The organism is Nocardia sp. NPDC003726, from assembly GCF_053586955.1.
In genome coordinates this window covers 58,633-72,748 of the sequence record NZ_JBSFNF010000008.1, presented here as the reverse complement: position 1 = coordinate 72,748, position 14,116 = coordinate 58,633, and the positions used below count along the sequence as shown (strand labels likewise).

Annotated in this window: 13 protein-coding genes; 4 read left to right on the top strand and 9 right to left on the bottom strand. The window is 69.4% G+C overall.

Annotation, left to right across the window (positions count from 1 at the left end):
• Window positions 1-112 precede the first annotated feature (112 nt).
• A complete protein-coding gene (locus ACWDMM_RS13130; protein WP_195078654.1) occupies window positions 113-667 on the top strand; it encodes an LmrA/YxaF family transcription factor in 555 nt (184 codons plus the stop codon).
• A gap of 76 nt (window positions 668-743) precedes the next feature.
• The gene (locus tag ACWDMM_RS13125) at window positions 744-2,453 is read left to right on the top strand and encodes an alpha/beta fold hydrolase (protein WP_195078653.1); all 1,710 of its coding nucleotides are present in this window, start codon (window positions 744-746) and stop codon (window positions 2,451-2,453) included.
• 693 nt (window positions 2,454-3,146) lie between these two features.
• Here the strand turns inward: ACWDMM_RS13125 and ACWDMM_RS13120 are convergent.
• Window positions 3,147-4,088, bottom strand: a complete 942-nt coding sequence (locus ACWDMM_RS13120) for a LysR family transcriptional regulator (protein WP_449937481.1) — start codon at window positions 4,086-4,088, stop codon at window positions 3,147-3,149.
• 77 nt (window positions 4,089-4,165) lie between these two features.
• On the opposite strand from ACWDMM_RS13120, the gene ACWDMM_RS13115 reads away from it, so the two are divergent.
• Both ACWDMM_RS13115 and ACWDMM_RS13110 read left to right on the top strand, forming a co-directional pair.
• Window positions 4,166-5,353 (top strand): MFS transporter, encoded by a 1,188-nt coding sequence (locus ACWDMM_RS13115; protein ID WP_357107762.1) that lies wholly within the window; start codon window positions 4,166-4,168, stop codon window positions 5,351-5,353.
• 52 nt (window positions 5,354-5,405) lie between these two features.
• Window positions 5,406-6,212, top strand: a complete 807-nt coding sequence (locus tag ACWDMM_RS13110; protein WP_357107765.1) for a nucleotidyltransferase domain-containing protein — start codon at window positions 5,406-5,408, stop codon at window positions 6,210-6,212.
• Window positions 6,213-6,215: 3 nt separating this feature from the next.
• Here ACWDMM_RS13110 and ACWDMM_RS13105 read toward each other — a convergent pair whose 3' ends face one another.
• The 8 genes from ACWDMM_RS13105 to ACWDMM_RS13070 form a co-directional block, all read right to left on the bottom strand.
• Window positions 6,216-6,728, bottom strand: a complete 513-nt coding sequence (locus tag ACWDMM_RS13105; protein ID WP_449937476.1) for a winged helix-turn-helix transcriptional regulator — start codon at window positions 6,726-6,728, stop codon at window positions 6,216-6,218.
• Between the two features lie 159 nt (window positions 6,729-6,887).
• Window positions 6,888-7,091 (bottom strand): cold-shock protein, encoded by a 204-nt coding sequence (locus ACWDMM_RS13100; RefSeq protein WP_054814460.1) that lies wholly within the window; start codon window positions 7,089-7,091, stop codon window positions 6,888-6,890.
• 467 nt (window positions 7,092-7,558) lie between these two features.
• Complete coding sequence (iolD, locus tag ACWDMM_RS13095; RefSeq protein ID WP_357107769.1) at window positions 7,559-9,400, bottom strand: 3D-(3,5/4)-trihydroxycyclohexane-1,2-dione acylhydrolase (decyclizing); 1,842 nt, start codon at window positions 9,398-9,400, stop codon at window positions 7,559-7,561.
• Window positions 9,397-10,287 carry a 5-deoxy-glucuronate isomerase gene (gene iolB / locus ACWDMM_RS13090; protein ID WP_357107771.1) on the bottom strand — a complete coding sequence of 297 codons (891 nt, stop codon included), beginning with the start codon at window positions 10,285-10,287 and terminating at the stop codon, window positions 9,397-9,399. The genes iolD and iolB overlap by 4 nt, the downstream gene beginning before the upstream one ends.
• Before the next feature lie 46 nt (window positions 10,288-10,333).
• Window positions 10,334-11,281: a 5-dehydro-2-deoxygluconokinase gene (gene iolC / locus ACWDMM_RS13085; protein ID WP_195078647.1), complete on the bottom strand. Its 948-nt coding sequence runs from the start codon at window positions 11,279-11,281 to the stop codon at window positions 10,334-10,336.
• Window positions 11,278-12,060, bottom strand: coding sequence for an ATP-binding cassette domain-containing protein (locus ACWDMM_RS13080; protein ID WP_195078646.1), 783 nt, complete (start codon window positions 12,058-12,060; stop codon window positions 11,278-11,280). Before ACWDMM_RS13080 ends, iolC begins: the two co-directional genes overlap by 4 nt.
• The gene (locus tag ACWDMM_RS13075; protein ID WP_357107774.1) at window positions 12,057-13,100 is read right to left on the bottom strand and encodes an ABC transporter permease; all 1,044 of its coding nucleotides are present in this window, start codon (window positions 13,098-13,100) and stop codon (window positions 12,057-12,059) included. The genes ACWDMM_RS13080 and ACWDMM_RS13075 overlap by 4 nt, the downstream gene beginning before the upstream one ends.
• A gap of 10 nt (window positions 13,101-13,110) precedes the next feature.
• Window positions 13,111-14,112, bottom strand: coding sequence for a sugar ABC transporter substrate-binding protein (locus ACWDMM_RS13070; RefSeq protein WP_195078644.1), 1,002 nt, complete (start codon window positions 14,110-14,112; stop codon window positions 13,111-13,113).
• Window positions 14,113-14,116 lie beyond the last annotated feature (4 nt).

Below are 14,116 nucleotides of genomic sequence, written 5' to 3'. Positions count from 1 at the left end.
TTACCGCCGACCAGCTTAGTGCGCGCGATTTCCGGCCCGGCTACCACCTGGTAGGCGGCCGTCGTCAGTCCCGGCGCTGGCAAAAATATGAAGACCGGTCTACAGTCACCGCATGGGCGTCAAAGGCACCGAGACTCGCGGCAAACTCGTCGACGCGGCGCGCACGCTGGTGGAGCGGCACGGCTACTACGGCGCGGGACTGAACCAGATCCTGGCGGCCAGCGGCGCGCCGCGCGGGTCGCTGTATTTCCATTTCCCCGGCGGCAAAGACGAATTGGTCGCCGCGGCGATCGCACAGGCAGGCAAGGAGATCACGGCGATGATCGACACGATCGAGCCGGGTGACGCCGCCGCGGCCGCGAGCAGGCTGCTGCGAGCGTTCGGCGACCGACTGGAGGCATCCGGCTGGCAACAGGGCTGCCCGGTCGCCACGGTCGCCCTGGACGTGGCGGCGGCGAACGACCCCATTCAGGCCGAGTGCGCCGCCGCGTACGCGGCGTGGGAGCAGGCGCTGCGGATCCGGCTTCGCGCCGATGGCCGCGACGACGCGGACGATCTGGCGGCCGCGGTGCTGGCGATGGTCGAGGGGGCACTGCTGCTGGCCCGTGCGCAGCGCAGCCGTGCGCCCTTGGAACGCGTCGAACGCACTCTGCGCGCCATGATCTGAGCCCCGAACACGGCGCTCAGCCAATGGCTTTCTCGTGTCCACAAAATATGTAGACCGGTCTAGTAAGGAGATTGACATGTCCGACAGCATCGTTTTCGGAGCCGCCGGGTTCCTCGGTCGCAACGCCGTCGCCCGCCTGCTCCAGCAGGGGCATTCCGTCACCGCCGCGCTGCGGGCGGGCAGCGAGCAGCGCCTCACCGGATGGTTGAGCAGACAGGGCGTGGACGAGCGCGGGCTGGAGATCATTCCTTGCGACGTGACCGCGCCGGACCTCGGCCTGCCCGCCGACTTCGATGCGTCCGGCGTTCGCGACGTGTACAACTGCGCGGCCCGCTTCGCCTTCGGGCTCGCGGCCGACGACGCGTACGCGGTGAACGTCACCGGGGCGCTGCGCGTGCTCGAGTGGGCCGCCGCCCTGCCCGATCTGCGACGCGTCGTGCACATCACCGGGTATCGGATCACCGTCGAGGAATCCGAGGAACAGCACTACGAGAACGGCGCGTACGGGGCGTCGAAGTTCGAATCGGATCCGCTGCTGCGCCGGCGGGCGGCCGAACAAGGCGTCGCGCTGACCGTCGCGAACCCGAGCAGCGTGATCGGCCCCGGCCAATACATCGGGCTGGCGAGCGTCGTCGAGGATCTGTGGAACGGGCGACTTCCTGCGCTCCCCGGCGGGCCCGACACCTTTGTGCCGATCGTGGATCTGGACTACTTCACGGATTTCTTGATCAGCCTGCCCACGCTGCCCGATACCGCGGGCCGGTCCTACACGGTGCTCGACGAGCGGACTCCCGTGCTGCCCGGCCTGATTCGGCTGCTGGCGGATCACCTCGGCGTCCGCGCACCCCGGTTCTCGATCCCGGTCGGCGTCATCTCGAAGCTTCCACCCGCCCTGACCGGCGCCGATCCGGAGACGCTGAGCTTCATCGCCGACGACCGCTACGACACCTCGGCGGCACAAGAGGTGGCGCGCCGCGCCGGGCTCACCATGCCGCCGACCGAAGCCACCCTGCTCGGCTGGGCCGACCATCTGGTGGCCACGCGATTCGGCGCGGCGGCCGACGACCCGACCGCCGGTTTCACCGACGGCATCTGGGTGAGCGGCGAACGCGTTCGTCCGGCTTATGTTCTGCTGCACGGCCTTCCGCTGGACGGCGAGTCCTGGAACGCGGTGCGCGCGGAGCTGGACGGGCCCAGCCTGGTCGTTGACCTGCCCGGCCTCGGCCGTTCGGCGCCCGGGGATCGCGACGCGGCGCTGCCCACGTTGCTCGCTTCGGTGCGCTCGCGTCCGGTTTTGGTCGGCCATTCGCTCGGCTGCGGGCCGGTGCTGCGGTACGCGGCGCGGCATCCCGAGAAGGTTTCCGGCGTGGTGCTGGTCGCGCCCGCGTTCTTGCAGCCGCGGTCGGGGCGGCTGCTGCGCTCGCCACTCGCGACCGCGTCGATGCGCCGGATCTCGGCGGCGGCACTGGCGCGACGGCTCGGGGTGCCAGAGAGCGACGCGATCGCGAGCGCGGCGGCGAACCTGCGCAGGCGCGGCGTCGCGAGCCGAACAGTCGCCGCACTACAGGAGGCGAGTGCCCCCGCGCGGCGCGAAGAGCTGCGTACCTTGCTCGAAAGGGTCGAGGTGCCGGTGCGGATCATCGCCGGTTCCGCCGACCCGGTCACCGGCACGACCGCGCGGGAACGGGTTTCGATCGAGGGCGCGGGCCACTACCCGCAACTGACCCACCCGGCCCGGCTCGCGGCAGAACTCGCCCGGATCTCCGCCGTCGCGGCGCACGGTTGATCCCGTCCTCCCGCGTCGCGGCACACGGCCAGCCCGAGCTCCGGCGTTGCAGCGCTCGGCGGCGGGCCCCCACACCCTCGGGTGCGGGGGCCCGCTCGGTCACGCCATCGGTCGGCGTGCGACCCGGTCGGAGCTGTTCGACCGTTACGTCGGTCAGCGGCCGCCGAAAGAACCCGTCCACAAGGTGTCGACAAGACCGTGCAACGCGGCGCCGAGGGTGTCGAAAAGACCGTTCAGGGCAGCGCTACCGGTGTCGATGATAACGGGGATCATGGAAATACCTCTTCCTCGAAACTTTCCAGTCGAACTGGCTGACATGCGGCATGTCGGCGCAGGGACAGCGTCAGTTACGGAATTCGATAAATTGGTGATGCAGACCACAAAATGAAAAGATTGTGACCACACGCACGCCATGTGACGCTCGCGAGCTGCACATCTCGCCGTCTGCCCAGGTCAACGCGCTGAATGGACCTCTTATTTTCCTTTGCTAATAGATCCGCCGAGATGGCACACAGGGAGCGATGCGGACGAATTTCGCGGCCCGCAAAAATGGGGGGCACGGAGCGATTTCACCCCAGCTTCGATAGAGACAGCAAATAAGTTTCCAATACCTGAACCGACCAGCTGACGAAATTGTTACGCCACATCGGCGGCGCTGTTCACCCATTCGCGCGACACCACGCTGACCAATCGTCAGTGCGCCCCGATGGTGACCGATCGCACATCTTCGGCAGGCTTCGTGGCTGCTACCGCGCGGGAGAACGCACGTACCCGCGGGGTCTCGCGATACCGGTGCCACACCACCCCGAGGCGGGACTCGGCGATCCCGGTGACCGGCACGAAGCGCACGGGCCGTCTGCGGTGCGACTCCGCGGTGGGATGGCACAGCAACATCGCCCCACGCCCAGCCGCCACCGCGGCGAGACCTTCTTCCAACGTGCCGACCTCCGGCCCGGAGCACACCCTTCGCCCGCCCGGTGTGACGTCGAGCGCTTGGGCCCTGCGCCAGTACTCCGGCGCGGGCGCGCGCACTCCGATCAACGCGACAGCGGCGAGTTCCTCCACCGACAGCTCGGCCCGGCCCGCGAGCGGATGGGAACTGGCGACCGCGAGAGTCTGCTGCTGCCCCGCGAACACCGAGCCGAGCACCAGATCACCCTCGCCCATCGGCAGCAACACGACGGCGGCGTCGACCTCGTTGCGCCGCACCGCACCGAACGGATCGGCGAGCGGTATCTCGACCAGTTCTGCCGAGCAGCCCGGGTGCCACTGCTGGAACAACGCGACCGCGGCCATCAGGTGATCGTTGCCCGCGCCTTGGAACCCGACGCGCAAGCTCCCGTGGGCACCCCGGGCGGCGGCGCGAGCCTCGTCGACCGTCGCGCGCAACGCCGCGTACGCGGGCCGCAGTTCGGCGAGGAAGGCCGCGCCGAGCGGCGTCAACCGGACGGTGCGGCTGGTCCGTTCCACCAGTTGCCCGCCGATGCGCCGCTCCAGGGAACGCAGCAGCTGGCTCACCCGGCTCTGTGACACATACAGCCGGGCGCCGGCCCGTCCGAAATGCAGTTCCTCCGCGAGCGCGAGGAACGCTTCCAGCTCGCGGACCTCCAGCCCACCCATCAGCTTCCCTTCCACGGTCGATGAGTCCAGCTCATAGAACTATGAGACCTTCGTCGTTGTTTCCCCTCGCCACGAGCCGTTGGCTGGAGGACATGACACAGGTTCAGCAAGTCGATGCGCCGCAGCCGGTTTCGGTGCTGCGCGGGTGGCTCGGCGTCGGCGCGGTGACGGCGAGCACGTTCACGGTGGTCACCGCCGAGATGCTGCCGGTCGGCCTGCTCACTCCGATCGGCTCGGCGCTGCGGGTGAGCGAAGGCCGCGCCGGTCTCGCGTTGACGGTCACGGGTCTGGTCGCCGCGCTGTCGGCGCCCTCGGTCACCGCCGCGCTGCGCCGAGCCGAGCGCAAGGTGGTGCTGTGCGGCTTGCTGGCGGTGCTCGCGCTCGGCAATCTCGGTGCCGCCGCGGCGCCGAGCTTCGGCGTGCTGATCGGGGCACGGGTGCTGGTCGGCGTCGGCATGGGCGGGGTATGGGCGATCGCGGCGAGTCTGGCGGCGCGGCTGGTGCCCGCGCGCTCGGTCACCGCGGCGACCTCGCTCGTCTTCTCCGGCGTCGCGGTCGCCTCGGTGCTCGGCATTCCGGCGGGAACGTTCCTCGGCGCGCTCGCCGGCTGGCGGATCGCGTTCGTGGCCGCCGCCTGCCTGGCGGTAGTGGTGCTCGCGGCCCTGGCGGTCCTGCTGCCGCGGCTGCCCGCGACGGAATCCTTGGCCTTGCGCGGCGTATTGCGGCTGACACGGCAGCCGGGCTTGCGGATCGCCCTGCTCGTGGTCGCGTTCCTGGTCACCGGCCACTTCGCCGCCTACACCTACGTGCGGCCCGTGCTCGAGGAAGCGACCGGCGTCGAAGCGGAAACGATCGGCGCGCTGCTGCTGGTCTATGGGATCGCCGGTGTCGCGGGTAATTTCGGCGCGGGAGCCGCGGCGGCACGAGCGCCGCGCAGGACCTTGATCGCGATCGACTCGGTTCTCGCCGCGGCCGCGATCGCCCTACCCGTGCTGGGCGTCTCGCTGCCGTGGGCCGTCGTGCTGATGATCGTGTGGGGCGTGTCCTACGGCGGCGTCTCGGTGAGCACGCAGAGCTGGGTCTTCGCCGCGTCCCCGCACGCGAAGGAAGGCGCGTCCGCCCTCTTCGCGGGTGTTTTCAATGCCGCCATCGCGTTGGGATCGCTGAGCGGCGGCCTGGCGGCCGACGCGCTGGGCGTTGCCGCCGCCACGTGGCTGGGCGGGGCGCTTGCGATCATGGCCGTATTCGCCGCCGCGCTCGGCGGTGCGCGCAGGCCCTGAGCGACGAAAATGCCGCTGCGACAACCTCGCTCCGGCACTTACCATCGCGTCCATGTCTCTACGCGCGATTCCGGATTCGATGGACCCGGCGGTGGTCGGGTCCATCGATCGTGAGCTGGCCCGAGTCGAGCTGGAGCACCGGGTGTCGATCCGGTTGGCGATCGAAAGCGGTAGCCGCGCCTGGGGATTCCCGTCGCCCGATTCGGACTACGACTGCCGGTTCGTCTATGTCGCCGCCCTGGATACCTACCTGTCCCCTTGGCGCACCCGCGACGTGGTGGAGACGCCCCTCGCGGGCCTGCTGGACGTGAACGGCTGGGATCTGGCGAAGGCATTGCGGTTGCTGGTGGGCGGCAACGCGGTGCTCATCGAGTGGCTGATGTCGCCGATCGTGTATCGCGGCGACCCGCGATTCCGCGACCGACTGCGCGCGCTGGCCGACGAGGTCGCCGACCGCAATCGGGTCGGCCGGCACTATCTGCATCTGGGCGCCAAGCAGTGGGCGCTGTTCGAGCGCACGGGATCGCTGAAGAAGGTGTTCTACGCGCTGCGCCCCGCGATGGCGCTGCGCTGGCTGCGCGAACATCCCTCGGCGGCGGTGGCGCCGATGCATCTGCCCACGCTGTTACGGCAGTGCGATCTGCCCGCCGATCTGTCGGCGGCGGTGGCCGAGCTGACCGACCTGAAATCGCGGACCCGCGAAATGGGCAGCGGAGCGGTCCCCGCACCGATAACGGCGTTCATTGTCGCCGAATTCGCCTGTGCGGCAGACTTCTTCGTCAAGTCCAATGGGCGCGACCTCACCCGAGCCCGTGCGATCACCGCCGAGTTCTTCCGAGCCGAGGCCCTGGCCGGCTGACGACTACGAGACGGCCGCCCGACCGTCCTCGGCGACCGCGTCGGCGTAAGCCTGGACGAGTCGCTGCGTGGCGGTCGGACGATCCGGGTCCAGGCGCGGTATGCCGAGGTGACTCTCGCGCAATTCGTCCATGAACTCCGCCCACAGTGGCGGCCCGCCCGCCTCGAGCAATTCCGCCCGCACCCGGAGACGTTTGGTGGTAGGGCGGTGCCGCAGACCCCACGCGCCGAGTTGCGCCATGATCGGCACCAGTTGGATGGCCGGTTCGGTGAGCCGGTATTCGGCCTTCTGGCCGGGCCTGGTGTCCGCGCGGCTGAGCAGCCCGGCCGCCACCAGGCGCTTGAGCCGGTCGGACAGGATGTTGGAGGCGATGCCCTCTTCCGATCCGGCGAGCAGTTCGCGGAAGTGCCGCCGATCGCCGAACATCACGTCACGCAGCACGAGCAGCGTCCACCGATCGCCGATCACCTCGATCGTCGCGTTGATCGGGCATCCCGAACGTCCCTCCTCCCGCATCCTGGCACTCCTGTCGGTCGGCAACTACTGCTTGCAGAATACAACCAGCCAGCCGTGCGCTGCCCCCGCCTTCGCCCGCCACCAGGCGTGCGGCGCTCCACGCAAACGGAAAGGCCCCGCACCATCCCGGTGCGGGGCCTTTCGAAAGTCAAGTCGCGATCAGAGAACGCGGACGTCCTGGGCCTGCGGACCCTTCTGTCCCTGGCCGATCTCGAACTCCACGCGCTGCCCCTCATCGAGGGACCGGAAACCCGCGCCGCTCACAGCCGAGTAGTGCACGAAGACGTCGGGGCCCCCACCGTCTTGTGCGATGAAGCCGAAGCCCTTCTCGCTGTTGAACCACTTCACAATGCCTTGAGCCATTTCATACTTTCTGTAGACGAGCCAGGTAGGTGTTATCGATATGCCCTGGTCTCGTAGATCAACGATGCCATGATCCGACGAATTACTCACGTTTCCCGCCCCCAACTGTGAGCTAACGCTCACCAGGGTGCTCTTCGCGAGTGCCCTCGCAACGCTCGCTCAGGGGCGGGCTGGTTGTCACCTCCCACGCTCGGTCGGGTCCCGATCGCACGACATTGCCGGGCCCACCCGTCGGGTACCCGCACTTTTCGCCGGATAACGCTCGCCGCCCTCCCCGGCGAGCATGTCCCCACCGACCTGAGCCACCGCCCCGGGCGGTAGGGAGCTATATTCGCGACGCGGCTCGACACTGATACTGTCTTGCTACCAATTAGATTGCGCCGCAACGCATTTCAGCGTACCACGGTCAGACCCCGACTTCAGCTTAGGTCCGTGGGGCGGCCGGCGCACCGTTCGTTAAGTTCTGTTCACGAGCGCGAATAGCGCAGCTGGCGCGGTTTCGCCTCGTCGTAGGCGGCGCGGCCCGGCAGCTGCTCCGGCACGCCTACCTCCCACCACGCGCCGGCATCGGTCCACGCCGACGGCAGCGTCCGCACGACCAGCACGGCGGGACGCCGCTCGGCGATCGCCGTCGCCCGCGCCCGCAGGTAGGCGTCCCGGAATTCGTCGAGGTCGGTGGCGGTGAAAGCGGCGCACCCCAGAGCGGCGGCATGGGCGGCGAAATCGACTCGGGGCGATCCCGCGCCCACGGTGCGGCAATCGGCATAGAAGTTGTTGAACGGTTCGCCGCCCTGCCCTTCTTGCAGCCTCGCGATCACGGCATAGCCGTCGTTGTCGCAGACCACCGCCACGAATGGGTGCCCGGCGAACGCCGCGGAGAACAGTTCCGAATTCAGCATCAGATACGAGCCGTCCCCGAGCAGGGTCGTCACCACGCCGTCGGTGCGCGCCATGGCCGCGCCCCACGCGCCCGCGAGCTCGTAGCCCATGCAGGAGAAGCCGTATTCCACGTCCATGGTCGGCGCGCCGCCTGCCGCCCGCCAGCCGCCGACGAGTTCGCCGGGCAGGCCGCCGGAGGCCGTCATCACATAGTCGCCCGGTTCGCTCGAGTCGTTGACGACGCCCACCACCTGGGCGTAGCTCGGCGCGCCCTGGGTCGGTGCGCGCAACCGGTCGATGTGCGCGTCCCAGGCGCCGCGCAGTTCGGCGGCTCGTGCGGTCCACTCGGCGTCGACTCGCCACTCCCCCGTCTGCCCGGCCAGCTCGCCCACGGTGGCCTCGGCGTCGCCGACCACCGCGAGGGCGCCGTGCTTGACGGCGTCGAAGCGTGCCACGTTGATCGCGACCAGGCGAACGTCCGGCGCGAAGATCGTCCAGGACGCGGTGGTGAAATCCTGCAATCGGGTGCCGACCGCGAGGACCAGGTCGGCTTCGGCCGCCAGCGCGTTCGCCGACGCCGAGCCGGTGATGCCGAGCGGTCCCGCGTACAGCGGATGCGCGTGCGGCACGAGAGTGCGGCCCGCGGTGGTCTCGACGATCGGCATGCCGACGCGCTCCGCGAAGTCCAGCACGGTAGGTCCAGCGCCCGAATACCGGACACCACCGCCGAGGATCAGCAGCGGGCGGCGGGCGGTGCGCAGTGCGGCGGCCGCCTCGGCAAGTGCGCGGTGGTCGGGACGTGGCCGCGTGAGACGGTGCACCACCGGCTCGAAGAGCGCGTCGGGGAAGTCGTAGGTCTCGGCTTGGACGTCCTGCGGCAGCGCCAGGACGACCGGACCGGCATCGGCCGGATCCGTGAGCACCCTGGCCGCTTGCGGCAACGTGGCGATCAGCTGTTCCGGGCGGGTGATGCGGTCGAAGTAGCGGCTCACCGCGCGGAACGCGTCGTTGACCGTGACCGTCGGATCACCGAAGTGCTCGACCTGCTGCAAGACCGGGTCCGGCGCGCGTCCGGTGAAGGTGTCACCCGGAAGCAGTAGCAGCGGGAGGCGATTGGCGTGCGCGACGCCCGCCGCCGTCACCATGTTGAGTGCGCCTGGACCGATCGACGAGGTCGCGATGCCGACCTGACGCCGGTGGGTGGCCTTGGCGTAGCCGACGGCGGCCAGCGTCATCCCCTCTTCGGTGTGCCCGCGCCAGACGGGGAGTTCGGCGCGACGCTCGTGCAGCGCGGTACCGAGGCCGAGCACGTTGCCGTGGCCGAAGATCGCGAAGACGGCGGGGAACAACGGCACCTCGCTGCCGTCGAGCGTCTCGGAGCGCTGGGCGATCGACCAGGCCACCAGCGCCTGCGCCGTGGTCAGCTTCATCCGATCCGTCCTTCGTGGGAGGTAGCCGGACAGCGCGGGTCGAGCGGCTCGTCGTTCCAGCGCGCCCGCACCCAACCGTGCGCTGGGTCGTCGCAGAACGCCATCGACCGCTCGGGCGCCGGACCGGCCAGCACGTTGAGGTAGTACATGGGGTAGCCGGGCGCCGCGACGCACGGGCCGTGATAACCGCGCGGGATCAGGAAGACGTCGCCGTCGCGGACGACGACGTTCTCGTTCACCGTGCCGTCGGCGGTGTATGTGCGGTGCAGGCCGAACCCCTCGCGGGACGGAGTGACCCCGTCGCGTCCGGCGATGCGGAAGTAGTAGATCTCCTCGTTGACGACCTCGCAATCGCTCGCCTCGTCGTGCTTGTGCGGCGGATAGGACGACCAATTGCCGTCCGGGGTGAGCAATTCGCACGCGTTGAGTTTGTCCGCGTGTTCCCACGCACCGGGTATGCCGAAATTGGTGACCTGACGCGTCGCGCTTCCCGCGCCCCGCACTTCCACCGGAACCGCCTCGGCTGGACCGTATCTCGGCTCCAGCCGCTTTCCGCAGCGGGCCATCGGGAGCGCGACCTCCAGATCACCGCCCTCGGCCATCAGTTCCACCTCGGCGTCGCGCGGGACATAGGCGAAATCCGTCACGCGGGTGAAGACCGAGGCCCGGCCGGTCAGCGCGAAGGTCGCGCCGTCCACGCGCACCGCGCACGCTCCGGACAGCGGCAGGACGAACGCCTCGAACTCACCCGTCCGGAGGGTTCGTGACTCGCCCGCGCGAATCCGCAGTACCCGTAGCCCGGCGTAGGTCCATCCGGCGTCGTCGGGAGTCAGCAGGATCGGGTCACCGTCATCGCGCAGGGTGCCTTCCGGACGATGCAGTGTCATCGCGCCTCCTCCGTCCTCGGCCCGGGACCGGTGACATCGCGCCAGCTCAACCGCACAGCAGTTCCTCGATCTCCGCGCCGGTCGGCATCGCGTCCGCACAGGCCAGACGGGCGGCGACCAGCGCGCCCGCCGCGTTCGCGTAAGCCGCGATGCGCCGTGGTTCCCAGTCCGAGAGCAGGCCGTGGATCAGCGCGCCGCCGAAACCGTCACCAGCGCCGAGCCCGCACACCACATCCACGCGGCACGGCGGCATCGTCCAACGTTCCTCGGCAGTGGCCACCAGTACGCCCTCGCCGCCTTGCTTGATCACCGCCAAGCGCACGCCACGCGCGAGCAGTCGATCGGCCGCCGTGTCCGGGTCGGCGGTGCCCACCGCCACCTCGACCTCCGCGCGGTTGCCGACCACCACGTTCACGTGGTCGACCATCCACCCGATCTCGGCCCGCGCGGTTTCGACATCCGGCCAGAACATCGGCCGGTAGTCCAGATCGAGCACCGTATGCCCGCGTCGCGCCCGCCGCAGCAAGATCTCCCGCTGTGTGCCGCGTGCTGGTTGCGCGCTCACTCCGGTACCGGTGACCCACAACAGCGGCACGGCATCCACCACGTCCCAGGGCACTTCGTCCGGAGTGATGGTCAGATCCGGCGCAATCGGCGAACGGTAGAACAGCAGCGGTGGATCGGACGGCGGCGTGAGTTCACAGAACACGACGGGTGTCTGCAGATCCGGCGCGGTCGTCACGTAACGGGACGAGACGCCGAAGTCCTCGAGCGCCGTGCGCACGAACTCGCCGAAGCCGTCGGGACCCACCTTGGTCAGCACCGCCGCACGCCGGCCGAGCCGGGCAGCCGCGACGGCGACGTTGGTCGCGGTGCCGCCCAGGAACTTCGCGAAACTGCGCACCTGCGCCAATGCCACCCCGCTTTGTTCGGGATAGAGGTCCACCCCGACGCGGCCGATGGTCAACGCCTCCAGCTCGGTCTGTGCGTTCACGGCGTCACCACACGCTGCAGTTCGTGCTGCAACGCCTCCAGCTCCGCCCCGCCCGCCATCTGGCGGGTCAACTCGGGCAGGTCGATCTCGGATTTCTCGTATGAGCCGAGCGTCGCGCCGCGCTGCAAAAGCAGGAAGCGGTCGCCGACCGGATAGGCGTGGTGCGGGTTGTGGGTGATGAGCACGACGCCGAGCCCGCGTTCGCGCGCCCGCACGACGTACTGCAACACCACCCCGGCCTGTTTCACGCCCAGCGCCGCGGTCGGCTCATCGAGGATCAGCACCTTCGCGCCGTAGTGCACCGCCCGCGCGATGGCGATGCACTGACGCTGCCCACCGGACAAGGTGCCGACCGGCTGTTCCATGTCGCGGATCTCGATGCCCATGTCCGTCAACGCGGTTCGGGCGATCGCGCCGCCCTTCTTGCGGTCCAGCAGCCGGAACGGGCCGAATCCGAACGTCGGCTCGGAGCCGAGCACGAAGTTGCGCCACACACTCATCAGCGGCACCACCGCGAGATCCTGGTACACCGTCGCGATGCCGCGATCCAACGCCGCCCGCGGCGAGGCGAACCGCACCGCTTCGCCCTCGACGCGCAGTTCGCCCCGGTCGTGCTGATGCACCCCGGCGAGGATCTTGATCAGCGTGGATTTGCCCGCGCCGTTGTCGCCGAGCACACAGGTCACCTCGCCCGCGTTCACCACCGTCGACACCTCGCGTAGGGCGACGACGCCGCCGTAGCTCTTGCCGAGGCCGACGGCCTCGATGAGGGCAGTCATCGGCGCACCCTTTCGGCTCGTTTCTGGAATCGGTTGTTGACCAGCACCGCCGCCAGCAGCAGCACGCCGAGGAACAGCATGAACCAGTCGCTGTCCCAGCGGGCGAAGACGATGCCTTGGCGCGCCATGCCGAAGATCAGCGCGCCGATGGCGGCCCCGACCGCCGAGCCGAAGCCACCGGTGAGCAGGCACCCGCCCACCACGGCGGCGATGATGTAGTGCAGTTCCAGCCCGACGCCCTGGTTGGCCTGCACGCCGGCGAAACGCAGGATGTTGCAGGAGCCGACCACCCACGCGGCGAACGCGGTGCCCATGAACAGCAGGATCTTGGTGCGATCCACGGGCACCCCCACCGCGCGGGCGCTGGGCAGCGCGCCGCCGACGGCGAAGATCCAGTTGCCGAACCTGGTGCGGACCAGAACAATCGCCGCGATCGCGGTGAGCACGACCCACCAGACCACCGACGCCTGCAGGTGCGCGTCCCCGATGTCGAGCGTCGAGGCGAATACCCAGCCCGCCGACTGGTAGCCGTCCGCGCCCCGCACGCCCGACACCTGCACCGTGTCGGTGACCAGTCGCGTCACACCGAGGTTCAGGCCCTGGAGGGCGAGGAAGCTGCCCAGTGTGACGATGAAGCTGGGCAGCCCGGTCCGCATCACCACCCAGCCGTTGAACGCGCCGACGACCAGCGCGAACACCAGCGAAGCGAGCAGCGCGAACCACACGTTCCAGCCGGCGTGCACCGCCAGCAGCGCGGTGACCAGCGCCGTGGACGCGGTCATCACGCCCGCCGACAGGTCGAACTCGCCGCCGATCATCAGCAGCGCCACGGCCACCGCCATGATGCCCAGCGTGGAGGCGTCGTCCAACCAGGTCGCGACACCGAGCGGGCTCAGGAAACGGTCGGTGACCACGGAAAAGAACACGAACACCAGTAGCGCGCCCAGCGCCGCGCCGATCTCCGGACGCATCGCCAAGCGTTGCAGCGGTGCGCGGCCCGCATCTCGCACCGGGTCGGTCGTCGTCGTGGCAGCGATCATGTCATCCCCCTCAGCGCGTGCCCTGCGCGACGAGCGCGGCGACGGCATCCACATTGCTCTTGTCGACGAAGCCGGGACCGGTCTGCACCGGCGCGCCGCCTCCGACGGTGTTCAGGTTCGTCCGATAGAGCTTCAGCAGCACGATCGGCAGATAGCCTTGCTGGTACTGCTGCTGATCGACCGCGAACAGCAGCTTTCCCTCCCGGAGGGCCTCCACCACATCGGAATTCAGGTCGAAGGTGGCGACAGTCGCGGCCGACCCGGCCTCCCGCACCGCGTCCACCGCTCGCGCGGCGACCTGCGAGTTCAACGTCAGGACCGCGTCGATGGATCGATCGGCCTCCAGCGCGCCTTTGATCCTCGATTGCGCGTCGGTGGGATTGTTGATGTCCACCTGCAACGTGGTCGCGTTGCCGAACGCCTTGGTCGCGCCCGCGCAGCGTTGATTCGCGCCGATATTGCCCGCCTCGTGGATGACGCACAGCATCTTGGTGCGTCGCGCCTCGGCGAGGCGCCTGCCCGCGGCCTCTCCTGCCAGCGATTCGCTCTGTCCCACATGGGCGAACGCGCCGAACTTCGCGCTCTCGGACTCGCCGGAATTGATGGTCACCACCGGAATGCCCGCTGCGACGGCCTTTTCCACCGACGGCCGCAGCGCCTCCGGGTTGGCCATCGAGACGACGAGCCCGTCGACGCCCTGCGCCACCGCGTTGTCGATCAGCTTCGCCTGCTGCGCGGGATCGCCGGAGGCGTTGTACTGCACCCGGATGCCGAGATCCTTGCCCGCGTTGTGCGCGCCGTTCTCGACGACGTTCCAGAACGCGTCGCCGGGGCTGCCGTGGGTGACCACCGCGACGGATTCCACCGTCCCGGCCGCGATCGGCGTCTGTGCGGGCGCGGGCGCGTCGGCGCCGGGACCGCTGCACGCGGCCAGGAAGGCGGCCGTGGCGATCCACGGCAGCAATCGGCTCGAACGCCGCCGTCTCGCGGTCACGTCGCGCGGTGTTGTCATCGTT

What these genes read in the sequence shown, in the direction of transcription:
- ACWDMM_RS13125 (WP_195078653.1), top strand. Translation starts at nt 744, where the DNA reads ATGTCCGACAGCATCGTTTTCGGAGCCGCCGGGTTCCTCGGTCGCAAC.
- iolB (WP_357107771.1), bottom strand. Translation starts at nt 10,287, where the DNA reads ATGACACTGCATCGTCCGGAAGGCACCCTGCGCGATGACGGTGACCCG.
- ACWDMM_RS13130 (WP_195078654.1), top strand. Translation starts at nt 113, where the DNA reads ATGGGCGTCAAAGGCACCGAGACTCGCGGCAAACTCGTCGACGCGGCG.
- ACWDMM_RS13115 (WP_357107762.1), top strand. Translation starts at nt 4,166, where the DNA reads ATGACACAGGTTCAGCAAGTCGATGCGCCGCAGCCGGTTTCGGTGCTG.
- ACWDMM_RS13100 (WP_054814460.1), bottom strand. Translation starts at nt 7,091, where the DNA reads ATGGCTCAAGGCATTGTGAAGTGGTTCAACAGCGAGAAGGGCTTCGGC.
- ACWDMM_RS13070 (WP_195078644.1), bottom strand. Translation starts at nt 14,112, where the DNA reads ATGACAACACCGCGCGACGTGACCGCGAGACGGCGGCGTTCGAGCCGA.
- ACWDMM_RS13075 (WP_357107774.1), bottom strand. Translation starts at nt 13,100, where the DNA reads ATGATCGCTGCCACGACGACGACCGACCCGGTGCGAGATGCGGGCCGC.
- ACWDMM_RS13105 (WP_449937476.1), bottom strand. Translation starts at nt 6,728, where the DNA reads ATGCGGGAGGAGGGACGTTCGGGATGCCCGATCAACGCGACGATCGAG.
- ACWDMM_RS13080 (WP_195078646.1), bottom strand. Translation starts at nt 12,060, where the DNA reads ATGACTGCCCTCATCGAGGCCGTCGGCCTCGGCAAGAGCTACGGCGGC.
- iolD (WP_357107769.1), bottom strand. Translation starts at nt 9,400, where the DNA reads ATGAAGCTGACCACGGCGCAGGCGCTGGTGGCCTGGTCGATCGCCCAG.
- ACWDMM_RS13110 (WP_357107765.1), top strand. Translation starts at nt 5,406, where the DNA reads ATGTCTCTACGCGCGATTCCGGATTCGATGGACCCGGCGGTGGTCGGG.